The following is an 18,589-nucleotide window of genomic DNA, read 5'->3' as shown; positions in this document are numbered from 1 at the left end:
ACCCCCGAACATAAAAACCCCGTGGAGGGGATCCACGGGGTCTCTTAGCTCTGCCTGATAAGGGGGGTGAATCAGGCAGGCGCCTGAGCGGTTTGGCGGGTGCAGACGGAGGCGAGCTCCTCTTGGGCCTGATATTGAGAGAGGAACACTTTGCCCGTCAGCTCATCAAGGAAGTGCGAGCGTTGCAGGCGGTCCATTACCGGGCCTTTCACCTCTGAAAGGTGCAGCGTGATGCCTGCGTCTTGTAACCGGTGATTGATGGCTTCCAGAGATTCCAGAGCACTCAGATCCACCTCATTCACCGCAGAACATTGCAGCACCACATGCTTGAGGCATTCATCATCCACCGCACGGTCGTAGATGTAATCTTCCAGAAAACGCGCGTTGGCGAAGTAGAGGCTTTCATCAATGCGGATGGTCAGCAGTTCTGGCGTTGTCAGCACTTCATGCCGGTTGATATTGCGGAAATGCTCGGTCCCCGGCACCAGCCCAACCTCTGCAATGTGAGGCCGGGAGGTTTTGTAGAGGTAAAGCCCAATGGAGAGGATCACGCCTGCAGAAACACCTGTCTCAACACCAAAGCCGAGGGTCAGCAAAATGGTGGCAGCCACGGCTGAGAAATCAGACTTGGAGTAGCTCCAGCTGTGCTTAAGAATGCTGAAATCCACCAGAGACAACACAGCCACAATGATGGTTGCAGCCAATGTGGCCTTGGGCAGGAAGAAGATGAGCGGTGTGAGGGAAACAGCAGCAATCGCCAGACCAACCGCCGTATAAGCACCAGCAGCAGGCGTTTCAGCACCCGCATCAAAGTTGACCACGGAACGGGCAAACCCACCCGTTACAGGATAACCACCTGTGAAGGCTGCTCCAAGATTGGCAGCACCCAGACCAATCAGCTCCTGATCAGGATCGATACGCTGACGCTTTTTGGCTGCCAGCGTTTGCGCCACGGAAACGGACTCCACAAAACCAATAATGGAGATCAGCAGCGCAGGTATAAACAGTGCGCCGATCAGCTCACTGGAGAAGCTTGGCATGCTGAGCGGCGGCAGGCTTTGCGGCACAGCACCGACAATCTTTACTCCGGCTTGATCTAAACTGAAGATCCACGCCACAGCTGTCGTCACCACCACGGCAGCGACCGGTCCAGCCTTGGTCAAAACATCTGCAAGGCGTGGCTTCAGGCCCATGTTCAGCAGCATCGGTTTCATGCCCTTGCGCACCCAGAATAGGAACAAAGTGGCCGAAACACCAATCAGGATTGTCGCCAGATTGGCTTCTCCCAGATGCTCCCAGATAGAAAAGACAATCTCCACCAGCGTATGCCCTTTCGCATCCACACCCAGAATATGCTTGAGCTGGCTGCTGGCGATCAAAACACCTGAGGCCGTGATGAAACCGGCAATCACAGGGTGGGAGAGGAAGTTGGCGAGAAAACCGAGCTTGAACACGCCCATCAGCAACAAAATACCGCCGGACAGCATGGCAAGTGTCAGCGCAGCAATGGCATAACCCGCCGTGCCGCTATCTGCGATCTGGCCAATCGCGGCTGCAGTCATGAGCGAAACAACAGCAACGGGCCCCACGGCCAGCGCACGGCTGGTGCCGAAGATGGCGTACAAAATAATCGGAAGAATTGACGCATAAAGCCCGGCTTCCGGCGGCAGGCCAGCAAGCAAAGCATAAGCAAGAGACTGCGGGATCAGCATGATCGTCACAATCACCGCTGCAATCATGTCATTAGAAAAACTGTCTTTATTATAGTTTCTGCCCCAAGTTAAAACGGGCAAATATCGCCGAAAGGCCGAGGAGAACATGGGTCTGCCTTCAAAGTGCATAGATTAATCCGGGGAAGCAGCTCCCCCGGACACATGATAGTAATTCAGCAAAGGCCGCAATGCTTATTTTAGCTTGCGCTAACCTTCTCAGGCTTGATCATCCATTCCTTGCCGCGCAGCATTGCCCACCAGTAAACCGGAGGCAGAATCTGCTCTTTCAGGATCCACGCCGCGCGGGTTGGCTTGGTGCCATCCAGCAGCCATGTGGGGAAGCTTGGCAGCAAGGTTCCGCCATACCCGAACTCAGCCAATACGATTTTGCCGCGCTCTACGGTGAGCGGGCAGGAGCCATAGCCGTTGTACATCGCTGGTTGTGAGCGACCTTCGATGTCTGCAACAAGGTTTTCAGCAACGATTGGCGCTTGCATGCGAGCTGCGGCAGCTGTTTTTGCATTGGGTGCGTTCATCACATCACCCAGCGACCAGATGTTGCTGTGCGTTTTGTGGCGCAACGTTACCTGATCCACATCCACCCATCCGGCGGCATCCGCCAGTGGCGAGACGCGGATGAAGTCCGGTGCTGATTGCGGTGGGCACACGTGGATCATGTCGAAATCAACTTCTACCCGCTCAACTGGCGTGTCCGGCTTGGCCACGTCAAACCAGGCCTTCTTTGCAGGACCATCAATGGCGACCAGATTGTTGAAGAAGTTGAGGTCTGCGTTGTACAGGTCGATGTACTTCTCCAGCGCAGGTACATACTCCTTCACACCAAACAGCACGCCGCCCGCATTGTGGAACTGAATGTCGATGTTCTTCAGCACGCCTTGCTTGCGCCAGTAATCACCGGAAAGATAAAGCGCTTTTTGCGGTGCTCCGGCGCATTTAATTGGCATCGGTGGCTGAGTGAAGAGCGCACGGCCCTCCTTCATGTTGCTCACCAGTTGCCAAGTGTAAGGTGCCAGATCGTAACGATAGTTGGAGGTTACGCCGTGCTTGCCAAGCGTGGAGACCAGCCCTTCCACCTTGTGCCAGTCCAGCTTCAGACCGGGGCACACCACAAGGCGGTCATATTTAACGACACGGCAGCCATCCAGAATGACCGCATTGTCTTGCGGTTCAAACGCAGCCACCGCGGATTTAAGCCAGTGCACGCCTCGCGGTATCAGCGAGCCCATGGTTTTGGCGGTCTGGGAGGCATTGAAGATGCCACCGCCAACCATGGTCCAACCCGGCTGATAGTAATGAATATCAGCAGGATCAATGACAGCGATCTCAAGATCGCTCTTTCGGGATTTCAAACTCGCAGCGACAGCGATACCAGCAGCACCGCCGCCAACAATCACCACATCAAACGAGGCATCTGCACGGTCTGTTGGTGTTCTGCCACCATTGGCAATGCGGCGCACGACGCCTGCCATGTCATAGCCAGCGGATTTGGTGGCTGCCAGAATGTCGGCCACGGTCAAAGTCTCAGCCTGGCTGAGAGACCACAGCGTGGCACAGCGCGTGCCAGTGCGGCAGTAAGCCAGAACAGGGCGCGGAATTTCGTTCATGGCCTTGCCAAAGGCCTCGGCGTCTTCGTCAGACACCTTACCGGAAATAACCGGCAGATAGCGTGTTTCCAGACCCAGCTTTTTCGCAGCCGCTTCAATCTCGTCAAACACCGGTTGGTCTGCACCTTCCCCGTCCGGACGGTTGCAAACAATACTGCGAAAGCCCAGGTCCGCGATTTTCTGAACGTCTTGCGCAGTAATCTGCGGACAGACAGAAAGTGATGAGCTGATACTCTTAATATCCATGATGTTTCCCCTCCTCACATCATCAGATCAAAGTGCGTTGACTGGCACTTTGAGCATTGGAACGCCGTCCTCATCGGTCGGCACTGCACCTGCACGCATGTTCACCTGCAAAGACGGAATGATCAGCTTTGGTACGTCCAGCTGCGCATCACGCTCGGTGCGGAATTTGATGAAATCTTCGCGGGAGTGGCCTTTACCAACGTGGATGTTGTGTTCTTTCTCCGCACCCACTGAGGTCTCCCACTCAATGTCGCGGCCATTCGGGCCGTAGTCGTGGCACATGAACAGGCGCATCTCGTCAGGCAACGACAGTACTTTCTGAATGCTGTCATAAAGCGTTGCAGCATCCCCGCCCGGGAAGTCCGCACGAGCAGAGCCGCCATCCGGCATAAACAGGGTATCGCCCGCAAACGTCGCATTGCCTACAACGTGAACCATGCAAGCGGGAGTATGACCCGGTGTGTGAATGGCAAACGCAGTCATGGTGCCGATCTGATAGCTGTCCCCGTCCTTGAACAGCTTGTCAAACTGGCTTCCGTCGCGCTGGAATTCAGTTCCTTCGTTGAACACCTTGCCGAATGTGTCCTGAACCACGGTGATGTTCTCACCAATGCCGATCTTGCCGCCCAGCTTCTCCTGAATATACGGAGCAGCAGAGAGGTGGTCGGCATGAACATGGGTCTCAATCAGCCACTCAACCGTCAGGCCATTGTCCTGCACGTATTTGATGATTTCGTCCGCATTGTCATAGGTGATGCGGCCCGCTGCATAGTTGATATCCATAACGGAATCGACGATGGCAACAGAAGATGAGGCAGGATCCTTCACCACATAGCTAATTGTATTGGTGCCGGGGTCAAAAAAGGCCCTGACTTCAGGCTCGACAGCCATGTTCACGGGGTAGTTCGTCATAACTTCCTCAATAAGTTAACGCGTGCGCAGTGGCGGTCGATGGTACGTGCACTTGTTTGTTTTCGTGTTCGACCGCCTGCACAGCCGCCTAAGCATTTCTTATTATATTTTTTTGTCGGAAATCAGTTTGTGATCTCCGGAAACATGCTTAAACGCGGCAGGTTTTAATTCCAAAAATGGAGTAGAATGGGCAAATCCGCACGGCGGAAACCAGCAGCATTACAATGCCAACAATGATTGCGCCATAAAAGAAAAGTGGCTGCATAAACAAAGAAATGTTGGTAGACAACGGCAGTGCAATCAGCACAACACCAACAATAAAACGAAGAATGCGATCAATAGTTCCAACGTTAGCCATCATAGTCTCGTCCTCCAGGTACGTGGCCTAACGGATAACGAGTCTTCGCAAAGGCTTCAGTGACGAAGTCACCAAACTCCGCTCCAAACCCGTCTTTTCTTCGAAGCGCCTTAAAAATCAATGCGAAATGCCCAAAGGTCATAATGCCAGCTGGCCATCCCAGAACAATCCATAGGTTTCAGAGATCCAATTTCTGGCTAGCATGGCGTTGAAGGGCACAGCCGGAAGATTCGATTGCCCGAGGCGTGCGCCAGAAAGCAGTTGGGGTTCCAGTTGACCGAAGTCTCCGTAGCAAACAAAGATTTTTACACTCAGCTTCACAAATCAAACCCCGGGTACGGCACTTCCTCATCCTACCTGATGGACGTTATCCTGCCGCTGGCACAAGACGTGAAGCCTGCAAGAATTCTGGATTACGGCTGCGGAAAAAGCTCATTGATTGAAGAGCTTGCCGCGAATCTGCAGTGCACCTCACACCGCTACGATCCTTGCATTCCAGAATACAACGACATGCCTGATGGGCGTTTCGATCTTGTGCTGAACACGGATGTACTGGAGCACGTGCCGGAGGATGAATTAGACGACGTTTTGGCGGACATTCGGGCCAGATCAGACAATGTTATCTTCCATATCCCAACACTTTACGCGACAGCCTTGTTGGCGGACGGCTCCAACGCGCACTGCACCGTGCATTCAGCCCCTTGGTGGCAGGAGAAACTCTCGCAGCACTTCCCGTATGTTGAGGTTTTGCGCAGCACCAACAACGACCAGCAATTTTATGTCACGTGGGACGCCTCTGCTGAAGCGCGACAGAACCTGAGACAGGTTTACCGACAGCGCAGGCGCGCCAACTCGGTGGCAAAGCGCAAACACATTCTGCGTATGTTGCGGATAAAGATGTTTAAGGGGTACGTGCCAAAACACGAGTTGCAGAACGACATTGCTGGCAAGCGCATCGCCGTCGTTGGCAACGCGCAGTCCCTCAGCAACAAAGAGTATGGACCTGAAATTGACGGCCATGACATCGTGATCCGGCTGAATCGCGGCACAATTCCGCACACCAAAAGCCATGGGCAGAAGCTCTCATGGGTGGCAACAAGCCTCGATATTCCCAAAAGCTTTGTGTACGGCGAGCAGGCGCGGCGAGTTATCTGGACACCGGCTGAACGTAGTTTCTCTCTGCCCCATTGGCTCGCCAGACATAACGATGTTGTCTACCTGATGAAACCCGCAGAGTTGAGAGGGTATCAAGCGCGTACAGAGAAGAAGCCGAGCACCGGTTTCCGCCTATTGGGCCTGCTGGAAGAGCTGGGCGGCTACAAACATATCAACATCTACGGCTTTGACTTCTTCGCCTCCCCCACAAACACCAACCACATTGAGCCCAGCAAGGCGCGGGCGGATCATGATTATGACCGCGAGCATCATGAAGTTCAAAAATGGATGGCTCGCGACCCGAGGGTTTCTCTTAAACTCTGAATCTGTACTTTTGCGCGTGTTCTTATCCGAAAATCAGAACCGCTTTTCGGGAATACGCTCTAGGCTTTCGCCAGAACTTCCAGCCCGGCGCGGTCAACAATCTCGATGGTTCCGCGGGATTGGGTGATCCAGTCACGGCGCTGGAACTCGCGCAGCTGGCGGGAGATGACCTCGCGCGCCGTGCCCAGTTCTGCTGCCATTTGCTGGTGCGTGGTGGCCACTTGCTTGCTGCTACCAGCAAGTTCCAGCAGTTTTTGCGCAAGACGGATATCCATGCGTTGGAACGCGATCTCTTCGATCACCAAAAACAGATCCGTGATGCGCTTGGAGTAGGCGGAGAACACAAAGCGGCGGAAGGTTTCGGATTGCGCAATGAGATCATCAAACACCATGCGCGGAATAGCGACCGCCTGCGTGTCTGTCTCCGCGATGCCCTCTGCTGAGTAATCCTCATAAGCTAGCAGACAGGCCGTCGTCAGTACGCAGCTTTCGCCTGCATGCACACGGTAAAGAATAATCTCGCGTCCACCCTCAGAAAGCTGCTGTACACGCACGGAACCCGAAAGCAAAAGCAGAAGATTTTCCGGGGCTTTACCGGGGCCAAAGATGATGGTGTCGGCAGGCACAGAGACAATGGTGCTACGATTAACCAGAATGTCCCTGATGTGATTTTCCAGCTTAGAAAGGCCTTGGAATCGATCGATCCAATTGGCAGCAGCGGTTGTCATGGTTTCCTCCCGAAACGCCCCCAAAAATGCGTATATTCTTGGCATAGTGCATAAAAGCGTTTAGCGCAATCAGGGCCTTTAGCAGAAGAATAATCTAACGAGCCTGCACTAGCAGCTGCATTCAGGAATAAATTTTCACTTCAGCCTTATTCTGCGCGTTCGCCGACAACACCCAAAGCCTCTTCAGCTGACAAGCGCTCTTCCGGAGATAGTTTCAGCAGGCCTTTAATCGCGCCCTTGATGTTGTCCGGTGTGCCATCCAACCGCGCTTCCAGCTTTTCATCCAGTAAAGATTGATCATTGCTGCTGCCACTGCGGAATTCCTGAAGTTCATCAATCAGCTCCTGCTGCGCATTTTTGCCAGCAGCTGCCGCAACAAGCACAAGACCACCTGCCCAGGAATCCACCTTAGAAGACAGCTCGGCCCCATCAACAAACCGTTCAGGCGGCTGGTTGTTTGGCGTACCACCAATCTCCATTTCAAAATGCTGGCCATCCTCACAATCGGCAGCAACACCCTCATGCGCCGTTGCATAGTCAAAGCTGGTGATCACCGGTTCTGTGCTGTCTTCCTCACGAAACTGAATGGTGTCAATGTTCAGATCCTGATGGAAGATGTTCCGCTTTTGCAAAAACGAAACTCCGGCCAGAAGGCCCCCGGCGAAGTCGTTGAGCGGCTCTTCATCCATGCCTTTATCTTCTGGGAGGCGGTCATCCAGCGACCCACCCTTCAGTTTTTCACGGATGGCGAATGGCTCCCCGAACTCCGTCAGGCCTGCGCCTTTCAGCTTCAAAATATTCTCACTGCCGGGCGCCTGATCAAACTCACCAAGTGCGGTGAGGATCTTGGCTTCGTGCACCAGCAGCTCTGCCCCGACAAAGGTTGGCGGGGAATCCGGTCCGGCGGAATACGCGTTTGGCCGCTTGATCACAGCATCTTCCATGTACGGATAATCCTGCACCACGCCAGACGCATCATAAGACAGCACATTTTCCGCATTGGCCGCACCGCCCGTTACAGGAGGACTGACCTTACCTGTCACATCCATGGCATGCTCTTCAGAAATGCCAAACATGTTGCCATAGGGCTGTTTGCCGCCATTTGTGTTGCCATATTGAAAGGCTGAGGGCACGGAATCCGGCTCAATGACCATGGTTCCGTCTGGTTTGGTTTGCACCTTGATGGGGCTGTTGTCCGGAGGCGTTTCACGTGCGTTTGCAGGGCCCGCTGCAGCTTGTGCTGGCGGCAGATCAATGCTCAGGACTCTGGCGACAGCTCTCATCCACGTGTCGTAGTCAGCCATTGTCACCTCGGAAAACGTCACCAGCCTTGCGAACCACTCGAGATCTCCTCGTTTCAGCCTGCAGTATCGGGAAGTATCGTTGTTCGCCTATGCACTGAAAAGCAAACAGCCAAAACAGCGTATAGGCGGCCCTACCAAAATAATGAGAATTGCAGCTACTGCTGCTCATCCTCTGGCTGATCTTCAATCAGCGCCAATGCTTGCTCAGCGGTCATTCGCTCATTCAGATCGATCTTCAGAAGTCCTTTGATCACGGCCTGAATGTTTGGCGGTACATTTGCGATGCGCGGCTCAAGAAAGGCATCATAAAGCCCCTGATCTCTGCGTCCGTCTTGTGCACGAAACTCTGCGGTCTCATCGAGGAAAGCTTGTCGCCCCTCATTACCGATTGCCGCTTGTAACATCAGAACTCCGCCATTCCAGGAGTCGATCTTGCCGGTCATCTGGCCATTTTCATCGTATACTTCCGGCGGTTGAATATCGGGAGAACCACCTCTCCTATAGCCAAAGTCCCGGCCATTTTCGTGGTCAGAGGCAATGCCCTCATGTGCTGAGGCTGTATCAAAATCACTGATAACCGGCACAGTGCTGTCATTTTCGCGAAACAGAATGTTATCAGCCTTCAGGTCCTGATGAATGATGTTCCGATTTTGCAAAAACGCCATGCCAGAGAGAACGCCCTTTGCAAAATCATTCAGTTGCGGCTCTTCCAGACCGCGATCATCAGGGATACGATTTGCAAGTGTGCCGCCATTCATTTCTTCCATGATCAGGAACGGATCACCAAACTGCGAAATGCCAGAGCCTCGATATTCGATGATATTCTCTGCCCCCTTCGCATCTTTAAAATGAGAGAGAGCGGTCAAGATTTTGGTCTCATGCACAATCTGATCGGCACCAACAAACTGCAATGAACCATTTGCCTCTTCCATCGCATGGCATCGTTTGATAGCGGAATCTTCAATATCCGGGAACTTTTGCAGGTATCCTGTCGCGCCACTCGCGAACACACTTTGCAGCCGCTCGTTGCCAACCTTATTGGGCGGTGTGAGCAGACCTTCTACATTCATCGAATGTTCAGTAGGTTCATAAGTCACCTTATCACGCCGACCTAAACTGCGTTCCCGTTTGGCTTTAATCGTGGCTGGAACAGAGCGTCGATCAATAACCATGGTGCCATCATTTTTCCGGTTCAGGCGGATAGGGCTACCTGCCTGCGGCATCTCGTTGTAAACCCGGCGTTCCGGTGGCTGCTCGCCCTCTCCTGGCTGCGGATCATGCTGGTGCAACTCGCGATGCTCGGGCCGTTCCAGTTCCTCAAATTCCTCGTCATCCATATCCTCCTGTTCGCCCGCTTCATAAGGTGGCGGAGGATCGTAAGGCGGCGGGGCCTCAAACGGGATTTCCGGTTGCCGCAAGTCTACACCGCGCTGCTCAACACCCCGCTCAATGTCGCGTTCGTCCTCATCATCTCCAAGCGCCAAAAACTCGCCTTGCTCTTCGATAATGCGGCCTTGCTGATCGTGCGTGGGCCGTTGCTCAATGCCTTCCTCGATGTTTTCCTGCTCTTCATCCTCAACGATGGCCATAAACTCGCCGCGCTCTTCCTCAGGCCCATCAACAATCATGTCTTCAACGGCATTGTCACCTTGCGGAGGGATCTCACCCAGCCGGACATTCAATGCCCGTTCCACAGCATCCAGCCATTGCTCTTGCTCTGGCGGCAGGTTTTCCTGATTTCCAGCGGGGTTTTGGGGTTGGGCAGGCACGGCATTCCTCCGACAATCGGTCCTGAGAGATACAATATATCATGCGAAGAAAAATGCCTTCCGCTAAGTAATGTTTATTGGAGTTTAGGTGTAGGCAGTCTTAGCGAGGCCCGCAAAATTGTGCAGCCTGCGTTTACCCAGTCGCAATCAATGTGCTCGTCAGCTTTCTACACCTACCCCGTGGCGTCCCTTGCCGTGGCTGAAAGCCGTTGCGCCGGAAACGGTCTCTCCGCTGGAGATTACCGAAAGGCCGCGCCGCATCTCGTTCCTGATCGCTTCTGCTTCTGTCATGTCCCACTGTTCAAACATGGAAAGCCGGTCACTGCGCATGCACATTTGCGGAAATTGCGCCATATGCGCCGCCAATTCCTTCGCCCTGGTGAGAGCCTCCCCGTCTTCCACCAGGCGATTGACGAGGCCAAAAGCCACGGCTTCCTCGCCGCTCACACTGCGTCCTGTCAGGATCATATCTGCGGCGCGGGATTGGCCGATCAAACGCGGCAGGCGGATGGTACCCATATCAATCAGTGGCACGCCAAACCGCCGGCAATAGACGCCAAACACCGCAGATTTTCCGGCAACGCGCATATCCGCCCAAAGCGCCAGCTCCAACCCGCCAGCCACTGCATGGCCCTCAATCGCCGCAATCACTGGCTTTGATAGCCGCATTCGAGACGGGCCCATCGGCGCGAAATCGCCTTCCTCTTGCAGGGTATTAAGCTTGCCTTCTGAAATGGCTTTAAGGTCAGCCCCAGCGCAGAACGTGCCTTGAGACCCGGTGAACACGGCAACGGAGAGGCTGTCGTCCTCATCAAAACGAGTAAAGGCATCCACCAGCAGCTGCGCCGTCTCCCCATCCACCGCATTGCGCCGTTCAGGTCTATCCAGCGTAATAACCGCCGTCGTCCCCTCAACCTCAAAACCAACCGCCATAAACCCCTCCCCTGAAATTCAGGAGAAGCCTAACAGAACTTGCCAAGCCCCGTCAGCCATTCAAAGGTGGAGTGTGGGTCTCTATTTGGCAGAGCGTTTACGGGGGATTTATTGCTTGGGCTTTCTTCTAAAGATACGCCCAAGCACGACATCTAAGACCTTTTCGAGGGCAAAGAAGGCTGCACCTGTTCCCAGTATTATGAGGATGGGAATGCGTGTGAGAAAATACAGAAACTCTCAAATGACAAGAAGCCAGCCAAGTATGCCTGTAACCACAAGTGTTTTACTAGGCCTCTTCTTTCCGCCTTCATTTTCCAATAGCTCCTCCCCTCTTCCCGACCTAAACAATATTTGGGGAGAGGATCCAATATTGCAAGTATAGGTTGTTTCTACACTCACAGCATTGGGGGGATTTGGGAAGATTGGTTATGTGGCTATCGGTATAGACATTCTCAAATCAAAGTGTCTATACCAATTCTGAGCATCCAGATCTTCAGAGCTGCGCAAGCAGCAGGCGCAGCTTCTCCAATATTTTACAAGCTGAAGGACGCCAGAGCGCTTGGAGATGTCGCATTGACCAATGAGAAGACCTGTTTGGCGAGCTCAGTCTGAACATGCTGTGCTTTCTCGCGCGCCAGATCTAAATTCATGTCCTTGTTAATTTCCGCCGCAACTTCAGCATCAACAGGGCCTTCTGGCTGGGACAGCAGCTCAATCTGAGCATCACGAGCAGAACCGATACTGTCGTAAACATCCTCAAACGCAGCGTTCCAATTGATGAATGCCTCTGCCAGAACGCTTACAGCCACGTCGGCAGTATCACCTGCCAACATTTCTGAGAAATCAAAGGTGAGAACGTTGATCCCTGCCATGCCTGCTTCGCTCGCAGCATCCCCATTCAGAACCCAGCTCAGTGTGTTTGTCTGATCGTTCGGCTCACCATCCGTGCTGCCCGGAAGTATGCTCTCCAGTTTCTCGCGAATATCGTCATTCTGAAGGTACGGGTTGTCAGGATTAATCTCGATGCCATCCGCAAGGATTGCCTGAACATTTTCCTGAAACTTGGGAAGCTGATCAGCAAGAAGTGAATAGTTCCCAGTGCTGTGTGCGGCCTGCGCGTATGCTCTCATCAAAGAGAACTCACCCATAAGCGGAGCAACTTTTGTAGTGATCTCCAATGCCTTAAGCTTGGGCGTCACTTCTGACCAGTCTTTTTCAAAAATCTCAGCGTAGATCTTACTTGCGGATTCTTCATCCAGGGGAGCAGGTTCGAAAGTACCTTTGGCGGCGTCGACCCGAAAGCTCTTGAAGCTTTCATCTGCTTCAAAATAGGCCAGAGTCGAACTAGGTCGCTCTACAGCGTTTTGTGTTTCGAACAGCTGAACACTGCTAGTATTTAAATCAACAGAATTCATGTTTCTGTCCCTCTCTGGAAATAATGGGACATCTCGGTAAATCCGAGTCTGCAGAAGAGCATCATGCACTTTCATCGAAAGTCTGCAGCAAACCTGACAACGGAATCTATTTCAAAAAAAATAACGCGATCAAAGCTGCAAGTATTCTATCATAATGCATGCATAATTCACATGAATTATAGTAAGTCATGCAATTCACTACTTAGGAAAATCGTTTTCATTAGGTCCAGCCTCGACACACCAGGAACTATATAATGGTATAGACACTTTAGGAACAAACTGTCTATACTGCCTATATGACAGATCTTCCTCTCGCCTATCAGAATCTCGCCGCCGATTATATTCAGAAAACGCATGATGACAGCAGGGCTTTGCGGGGCTCGGTTTATCAGCAGGCGAAGGGGAATGTGGAGAACATTTTCGTCAAGATGCCAGTCGGAGCCGGGCGCAAGAGCCTGTATGTGGGGCCAGCGTTGCAGCCGGAAACACAGGCGAAGGTTGAGCAAATCAAATATGCCAGCGAGCGGGCGCGAGCGCGGCGCAAGGACTTGAGCGTACTCAATAAAGTCGGTGTGCTGTCGACACACAGTTATGCGGGCCGTGTACTGGATGCCATGGCCTATCATGGCCTGTTCCGCAATGGCGCCATTCTGGTGGGGACGCTGGCTTATCAGTGCTACCCGCTGCTGTTGGGGTGTACGTTGCCATCCACACAGTTGGCGACGGATGACGCAGATCTCGTAGCCGCCTCATTGGCCATCAAGGCAGATGAGGGCATCGATATGCTCTCGATCCTGAAAGACGCCGACCCGAGTTTTGAGCCTATTCCGGAGCTGGATGGACGCGCGAAGCCATCGCGTTTCCGCTCTCGCATCGGGTTTGTGGTGGACTTGCTGACCCCAACCCGCAAGCGCGGCGAAAAGCAACCGCTGGAGCTGCAGGGGCTGGATGCGGGAGCCATGAGCCTGCAATATCTGGCTTGGTTGATTGACGAGTCCACACCTGCCGCCCTGCCCTTCGGGGCGGGCATTCCGGTGTATGTGCCACGACCAGAACGCTATGCCGTGCACAAGCTCATCATCTCACAAAAGCGCGCGCATACAGCGACAAAGGTGACGAAGGATCTGGCACAGGCCAAAGCTCTGATCGAGGTCATTGGGCGCACCCGCCCCGGCATGATCAGCGACGAACTGCTGGCGGCACAATCCCAAGGCAAGCAAGGTTGGAGCGATCCCATCGTGAAAGCCATGAAAGCCCTCTGGCCCGACGGCTCCTGGCAGGAACGCCCTGAATTTGAGGAGTTTGTAGAGGGACTGTAGGCCCACTTTCAAAACTCACGCCATGAACAGATTGCTAATGTTGCAGTCTTGCGAAAGATGCCCCTTCTCCCAAATGGAATAAACAATATTCCCAGCAGTATTGAGGACAGAAGGCCCCAACTCATTTCCGTTCATATCAACGGGCACAAAATGAAACTGCTGAGAAGTGCTTGTACCGCCCCTATCAAAAATCCGATAGCACATATCCGGCTTCAGCTCTCCGTCCATCTGTCCTTTGATAAACGCGGTTTCCAAATACCCGTAGCTATCAAACTCACCATTTCCAACCCACATAACACTCCCCCTAGTATTGGCCTCACCTGCATCAAAGCTGAGAGTATCGCCTGCATACATACTGAGCATCTCTGCCTTTATAGGGAGCTAAAGTCACGGTGGCAGCACAACGACCTCTCAGCATTCAGGGGGCCTACTGCCCCTCAGATTTCTTGAAGGCTTAAGGAAGACGCGTTATATTAGGCAAGTGGAACGGGAAGCGCTAACTCCCCGCTCCTTTCGTTAGGTTACCCTAAAGAGGGCCCGAAAGTAGACTGCCAGTCGTCTTCGGGCTCTTTTTACTTTGAACCTCAATTCAAATCTCACCTAACCACCACCTCCTTTGACCAGGCTTTGCTTCTGTCGGAGTGCCTAACCTCTCCGATTGCACGGACTGGCGCGTGCTGCTGCTTCACAAAGGGGTGGTATAGGAGAGCGTATGCTGACCGGAACAAACCGACAACATCATGATTTATCTAGCTTATTATCACTGGTTTAATTTAATGGGCGAGATCTACTAGTCTTGAGCACCGCTTCAGCTCACACCCTCAACTCGCCTCAGTCACACTCACATGTTTCATCAGGAAAGCATGGAACACCGCGTCGAACTCCTCCGGCTTTTCGATGTAGGCGGTGTGGCCGCAGTTCCTGACCACATACCGCTCAACGCTTCCACCATTTGCCTCATAGCGATCCAGCGCTTCGGAGGTTTGGGTGACCATCGGTTGGGGTGGGAAGACCTCTTCGCCGGGCCAACTGGGGAGGAAGCCGAGTTTGCCTAATGAGCCCAGATCAAACATGGAGGCATCAGAGACGACAAGATCATCCGCGCCATGCACCCAAAGCACAGGCGGTTTGGCCTCAACATCACAGAACCCCAGAGGGTTTGCCTGACGGGTGGGTACAAGTGCATTGGTGCTGCCATAACGGCCCGGAGCGATACCCGGCCAATTGGGCGAGGGCACCACATCCCCCGGATAGGATTTGTCGCCGGTATGCTGCGCAAACACGGTTGCCATGTAATCGCCTAGCCGCTTGGGTTGGAAGGGCGGCTTCCAGACAAACGTATTGAGGATGTTGAGCGGGGAAAAATCGCTCCCCGTACTGCTGTCTTTGCCCATAAGCAGCTTTACAAACTCAGGATTCACCGCCGCCGCCCCGCTGCCTGCCCCGTCTTCAAAACACGGCGATCCATCCGCTTTGCAGCACCCAAAGCCAAAGGGAGAGGACGGGCTGACTTGCGTGAGCGATAGCACCCGCTGCGGATAATCGGCAAGAAACTGCCAAAGCACTCCACCGCCGAGCGAGTGGCCAACCAAATGCGCAGCCTCAATCCCCAGCTCGTCCATCAGCGCGGCAAGGTCATCGGAAAAATCCTTGGTGCCACGGGTTGCATCCACCACGGCGGCAGGGTCAGCGCCTGCATACCCGCGCAAATCTGGTGCAATGGCACGAAAAAACTCGGGCAAGCGCTGCATAGTTTCTTCAAACCACGTGGCAGCAGAAAGACTGCCATGAATAAAGAAGATCGGCACACCGTCTTCAGGGCCAGAGAACAGCACCCGCGTGGTCAATCGCTTAGATTGAACAGACCGCGCTTCGAGAAGTGTTGGAATCTCAATCATCTTCACCCCAATGCTTTGGTGCACATTACGAGCTGGCCCAAGAAAATGCCTGAGACGAACACGCAGGACCAACGGCTTAAAGCAGTTTCATTGCCCGCAAATAAAGGCAAACCACCTCAAATAGCTAAAACTTGAAGAATGATGGCGGTGCGAATGCACCAATGTCAAGATTCTGCGCCATGCACGTATGCCAGGCGAAAACAGGAGAGCAGGCGTCAAAGGAAAGGCGTGCGGTTTTCCTTATTGTACCCGCTTGGCAGATATTGCCAGGGCTTTGATCTCCAGCAGGGCTTTTACTGCGATTTTGCGGCTGGTCAGGCTGAGTTGCCGCTGCCAGGCATCCTCATGACGCGACCAGCGGAACGCATTGCTCTTTAAAATCCGGCAGATCTCCTCGCTGGGTTGCTCATCAAACACAAACTGAATGCGGTTGATACGCGGATTTTCTCTCACCGTCAGCCCGGGAACACGAATGCTTCCCGGTTCAACCAGTTGCTGCTGTTGCCGAGGGTTGTCTTGGGGCATAGCCTCGATCCTTTTTCTACATGCTATTCCTGAACAGACAGAGACGGGGTGCCAACGGGCAGGTCTGATCTGATGCCAGTTAATTGACCCGTTGAACTCCCTCTCCGCATCACCCGGCACAGGGGTGTGGTGCTGCAATCACCCTCAATCTACGTAGGTAGGGTCACCTGACTGTTGCAGCAGGGCGAGAACCCGTAGACTGCGATCCTGCAGGTCCTCATTGTGTCCCATAATTGCGTGATTGATAGTGAGCAGCATGTCGTATTCCCGTGTGTGCTCCAGCCGGCTTGTCAAAACGATGTTCAGAGCTTCCACGAGGTTCTTCAATTGGCAGGATGCAAGTTGAAGGCCTTCTAATTCCTGATGAAAAGAGGTTTCGTCCTCTCTGATAATATTCAATTCCGACATTCCGCCTCACCCCGTATTTTTTAAATTAATGACCTATTCCGTGTTTTTATTATCCCGCGAATGCCTCCGGTATTTTGCAGGAGACACCCCAAACTGCCGCGTGAACGCGCTTATGAAATTGTTGTAGTGGCGATAGCCAATATGCTGCGCGATTTTAGAGAGCGAGGCATCGCTCTGCTCAATCGTTTTGCGTGCAATCTCCAGCCGCTCATTGCGGTAGACCTCAAAAACCGTCCCTCCGAAAATCTTCTTGAAACCGCTGTTCAGGCGCTTCTCGCCAAGGTTCACTTTGTACGCCAGATCACTCAAAGACAGCGGCGTGCTGAGGCTGCCCATCAGCAGCTTGTAGGCCCGCTGCACACTCGCCACTTCGTACTCGTTAAGCATTCCGCCAGCAGACACCTGATTGCTGAGAAAGTTGGCTTTCAGTGCCAGCAATTGCAGCACGGCGCCTTCAATAAACAGGTTCCGCATGGTCCCAACCAGCGGGCTGCTGATCACAGACCGCACAAGCCGCCGCATCTCTGGTGTCGGGCGAAACTCCAACAGATTAAACTCCGGCTCGCTTCGCTTCAGAAACGGAAGGAACGTAGCAGGAATATCGTCTTCAAGAGCCCGTGCGAGGAACTCCTCTGAAATTGAATAGGAGAGCAACTGCAGGTCGGTGCCGCGCGCAATCTGAAATTTGGTGGTAGAGGGGCCGTATCTGACAAAATTAGCCCGATCTGCACTCAGACTAAATTGCCCAACCCCGGAGACTGTTGCAACCAACGAGCCTTGTAAAAGAAAATTTCCGGATATCGTGCAGGCTTCGTTTCTAAATGAAGTATAACAGGCGCTAAAATCCCGTTTTGGAAGTATTTTGGCAATCCGAACCTGAAGCTCTTGATTGTATTCAATATTGCTAATTATAGCAGAGACGTTTTCGTTGTTTACGTAGAGTGGAGCAGATGCGTCAAAGTACTTTCTGAAATGACCGTCACGTATATAGGTCCACTCTGATTGCATTAAATATTCCACTCATAACTATTCCAAAAATAAATTCATTATGCATTTATACCTAGTGCATAATTTTAGTATCAACTAAACAGCGAAACTTAACCCCAGTATTACCCTTGCGAATATTTTCGGCCTTCAAGAATAGAAAAACGGGCACAATTACTTACAGGTATGAACACCATAGTTTTCAAATGGATGCGCACAGGCCCACAGTACACACCCCGCAAATGGGTGTGTTTTAAAGCTAAATCAGTAAATCCTGAAATGTGTTCAGGCCTTTTTCAAAGCCTGCTGCATGGCGCGGTAGGATTGGGTTTGCAGGGCGTTTGAGGAGAGGTTGAAGCTGTCGGCCAGTTCGCCGATCTCCTGCTCGTGCTGAGATAGCATGTCAGCGTCATCTGTCATGATAGCCAGTTCAACAAAACGGCCAAGGTCAGGAACCTCATCCAGCGTGACGTGGAACTTGCCGAGAAAGTAGATGTCGCGCTTCTTTTCCAGCCGCTCGACCTCCTCAAACCCCAAAGACAGGATCATGGCGTTCGTCTGATCTGCATCTGCCATATCCATGGAGATACATTTGTCCGGCCCCGGCCCTTTGCTGATCCAGAGTGCCCGGCCTGACGGGCGCATGACACGCAGCACGTGTTGCTGGTTGTTGTTGGCAAGGCGTCTGTCTGCAAGGTCATAAAAGATGTCTTGCTCGGTATTGCCAAGGGTGAAGGGCACGGCTCCACGCGCTTCCAGCTGACTGCGGATCACTTCAAGATCGGCAACAGCGTATTTGCGCTCCACTTCATAGATACCGATGAAGTGATCACCCGGATCACACAGCATGCCTTTGGTTTGAAGATCGGTCCCAGTCATCACAGGCTCCCTAAGCTCATAAGAGTATCCTTAAAAAGCGTTTGAGAGGGATGCAAGAGCGGAAGTATCACGGACCACTGTTACGTGACCCGTGA

General features: G+C 52.9%; 17 protein-coding genes. 2 read left to right on the top strand and 15 right to left on the bottom strand.

From position 1 onward, the window contains the following. Nucleotides 1-71 precede the first annotated feature (71 nt). From PsW64_RS19540 to PsW64_RS19525, 4 genes are all read right to left on the bottom strand, one after another. A complete protein-coding gene (locus PsW64_RS19540; protein ID WP_063304651.1) occupies nt 72-1,820 on the bottom strand; it encodes a SulP family inorganic anion transporter in 1,749 nt (582 codons plus the stop codon). 89 nt (nt 1,821-1,909) lie between these two features. Beyond that, on the bottom strand, nt 1,910-3,583 hold the full coding sequence (locus tag PsW64_RS19535; RefSeq protein ID WP_063304650.1) for a bifunctional protein tyrosine phosphatase family protein/NAD(P)/FAD-dependent oxidoreductase: 1,674 nt from the start codon (nt 3,581-3,583) through the stop codon (nt 1,910-1,912). Between the two features lie 27 nt (nt 3,584-3,610). Next, on the bottom strand, nt 3,611-4,495 hold the full coding sequence (locus PsW64_RS19530; protein WP_063295905.1) for an MBL fold metallo-hydrolase: 885 nt from the start codon (nt 4,493-4,495) through the stop codon (nt 3,611-3,613). Nucleotides 4,496-4,643: 148 nt separating this feature from the next. Continuing rightward, complete coding sequence (locus PsW64_RS19525) at nt 4,644-4,856, bottom strand: YgaP family membrane protein (RefSeq protein ID WP_057462118.1); 213 nt, start codon at nt 4,854-4,856, stop codon at nt 4,644-4,646. A gap of 231 nt (nt 4,857-5,087) precedes the next feature. Between PsW64_RS19525 and PsW64_RS19520 the strand changes: the two genes are divergently transcribed. Next, complete coding sequence (locus PsW64_RS19520) at nt 5,088-6,332, top strand: glycosyltransferase family 29 protein (RefSeq protein ID WP_063304649.1); 1,245 nt, start codon at nt 5,088-5,090, stop codon at nt 6,330-6,332. Nucleotides 6,333-6,391: 59 nt separating this feature from the next. Here the strand turns inward: PsW64_RS19520 and PsW64_RS19515 are convergent, their stop codons facing one another. The 5 genes from PsW64_RS19515 to PsW64_RS19495 all read right to left on the bottom strand — a co-directional run bounded on the left by PsW64_RS19515 (nt 6,392) and on the right by PsW64_RS19495 (nt 12,481). Then, nucleotides 6,392-7,060, bottom strand: coding sequence for a Crp/Fnr family transcriptional regulator (locus PsW64_RS19515; RefSeq protein ID WP_063287872.1), 669 nt, complete (start codon nt 7,058-7,060; stop codon nt 6,392-6,394). Nucleotides 7,061-7,206: 146 nt separating this feature from the next. Continuing rightward, the gene (locus tag PsW64_RS19510; RefSeq protein ID WP_063304648.1) at nt 7,207-8,364 is read right to left on the bottom strand and encodes a protein kinase domain-containing protein; all 1,158 of its coding nucleotides are present in this window, start codon (nt 8,362-8,364) and stop codon (nt 7,207-7,209) included. 155 nt (nt 8,365-8,519) lie between these two features. Continuing rightward, nucleotides 8,520-10,133, bottom strand: coding sequence for a protein kinase domain-containing protein (locus PsW64_RS19505; RefSeq protein ID WP_063292979.1), 1,614 nt, complete (start codon nt 10,131-10,133; stop codon nt 8,520-8,522). A 159-nt stretch (nt 10,134-10,292) separates the two neighbouring features. Continuing rightward, a complete protein-coding gene (locus tag PsW64_RS19500) occupies nt 10,293-11,066 on the bottom strand; it encodes a crotonase/enoyl-CoA hydratase family protein (protein WP_063292980.1) in 774 nt (257 codons plus the stop codon). 533 nt (nt 11,067-11,599) lie between these two features. After that, entirely contained in the window at nt 11,600-12,481 is an 882-nt protein-coding gene (locus PsW64_RS19495; RefSeq protein WP_063304647.1) for a hypothetical protein, read from the bottom strand. Between the two features lie 296 nt (nt 12,482-12,777). On the opposite strand from PsW64_RS19495, the gene PsW64_RS19490 reads away from it, so the two are divergent. Then, nucleotides 12,778-13,800, top strand: a complete 1,023-nt coding sequence (locus PsW64_RS19490; protein ID WP_063304646.1) for a GSU2403 family nucleotidyltransferase fold protein — start codon at nt 12,778-12,780, stop codon at nt 13,798-13,800. Between the two features lie 15 nt (nt 13,801-13,815). Here the strand turns inward: PsW64_RS19490 and PsW64_RS19485 are convergent, their stop codons facing one another. The 6 genes from PsW64_RS19485 to cyaB form a co-directional block, all read right to left on the bottom strand. Then, a complete protein-coding gene (locus tag PsW64_RS19485) occupies nt 13,816-14,094 on the bottom strand; it encodes a hypothetical protein (protein WP_153042399.1) in 279 nt (92 codons plus the stop codon). Between the two features lie 527 nt (nt 14,095-14,621). Beyond that, entirely contained in the window at nt 14,622-15,698 is a 1,077-nt protein-coding gene (locus PsW64_RS19480) for an alpha/beta hydrolase (RefSeq protein WP_063304644.1), read from the bottom strand. 240 nt (nt 15,699-15,938) lie between these two features. Continuing rightward, nucleotides 15,939-16,223 (bottom strand): hypothetical protein, encoded by a 285-nt coding sequence (locus PsW64_RS19475; protein WP_063287864.1) that lies wholly within the window; start codon nt 16,221-16,223, stop codon nt 15,939-15,941. 144 nt (nt 16,224-16,367) lie between these two features. Next, on the bottom strand, nt 16,368-16,631 hold the full coding sequence (locus tag PsW64_RS19470) for a hypothetical protein (protein ID WP_063304643.1): 264 nt from the start codon (nt 16,629-16,631) through the stop codon (nt 16,368-16,370). 33 nt (nt 16,632-16,664) lie between these two features. Next, nucleotides 16,665-17,402, bottom strand: coding sequence for an AraC family transcriptional regulator (locus PsW64_RS19465; RefSeq protein ID WP_208980887.1), 738 nt, complete (start codon nt 17,400-17,402; stop codon nt 16,665-16,667). 498 nt (nt 17,403-17,900) lie between these two features. Further along, nucleotides 17,901-18,494 carry a class IV adenylate cyclase gene (gene cyaB / locus PsW64_RS19460; RefSeq protein WP_063304642.1) on the bottom strand — a complete coding sequence of 198 codons (594 nt, stop codon included), beginning with the start codon at nt 18,492-18,494 and terminating at the stop codon, nt 17,901-17,903. Between the last annotated feature and the right edge of the window lie 95 nt (nt 18,495-18,589).

The organism is Pseudovibrio sp. W64, from assembly GCF_001623145.1.
Classification (GTDB): domain Bacteria; phylum Pseudomonadota; class Alphaproteobacteria; order Rhizobiales; family Stappiaceae; genus Pseudovibrio.
This window is presented reverse-complemented; position numbering and strand designations above follow the sequence as displayed.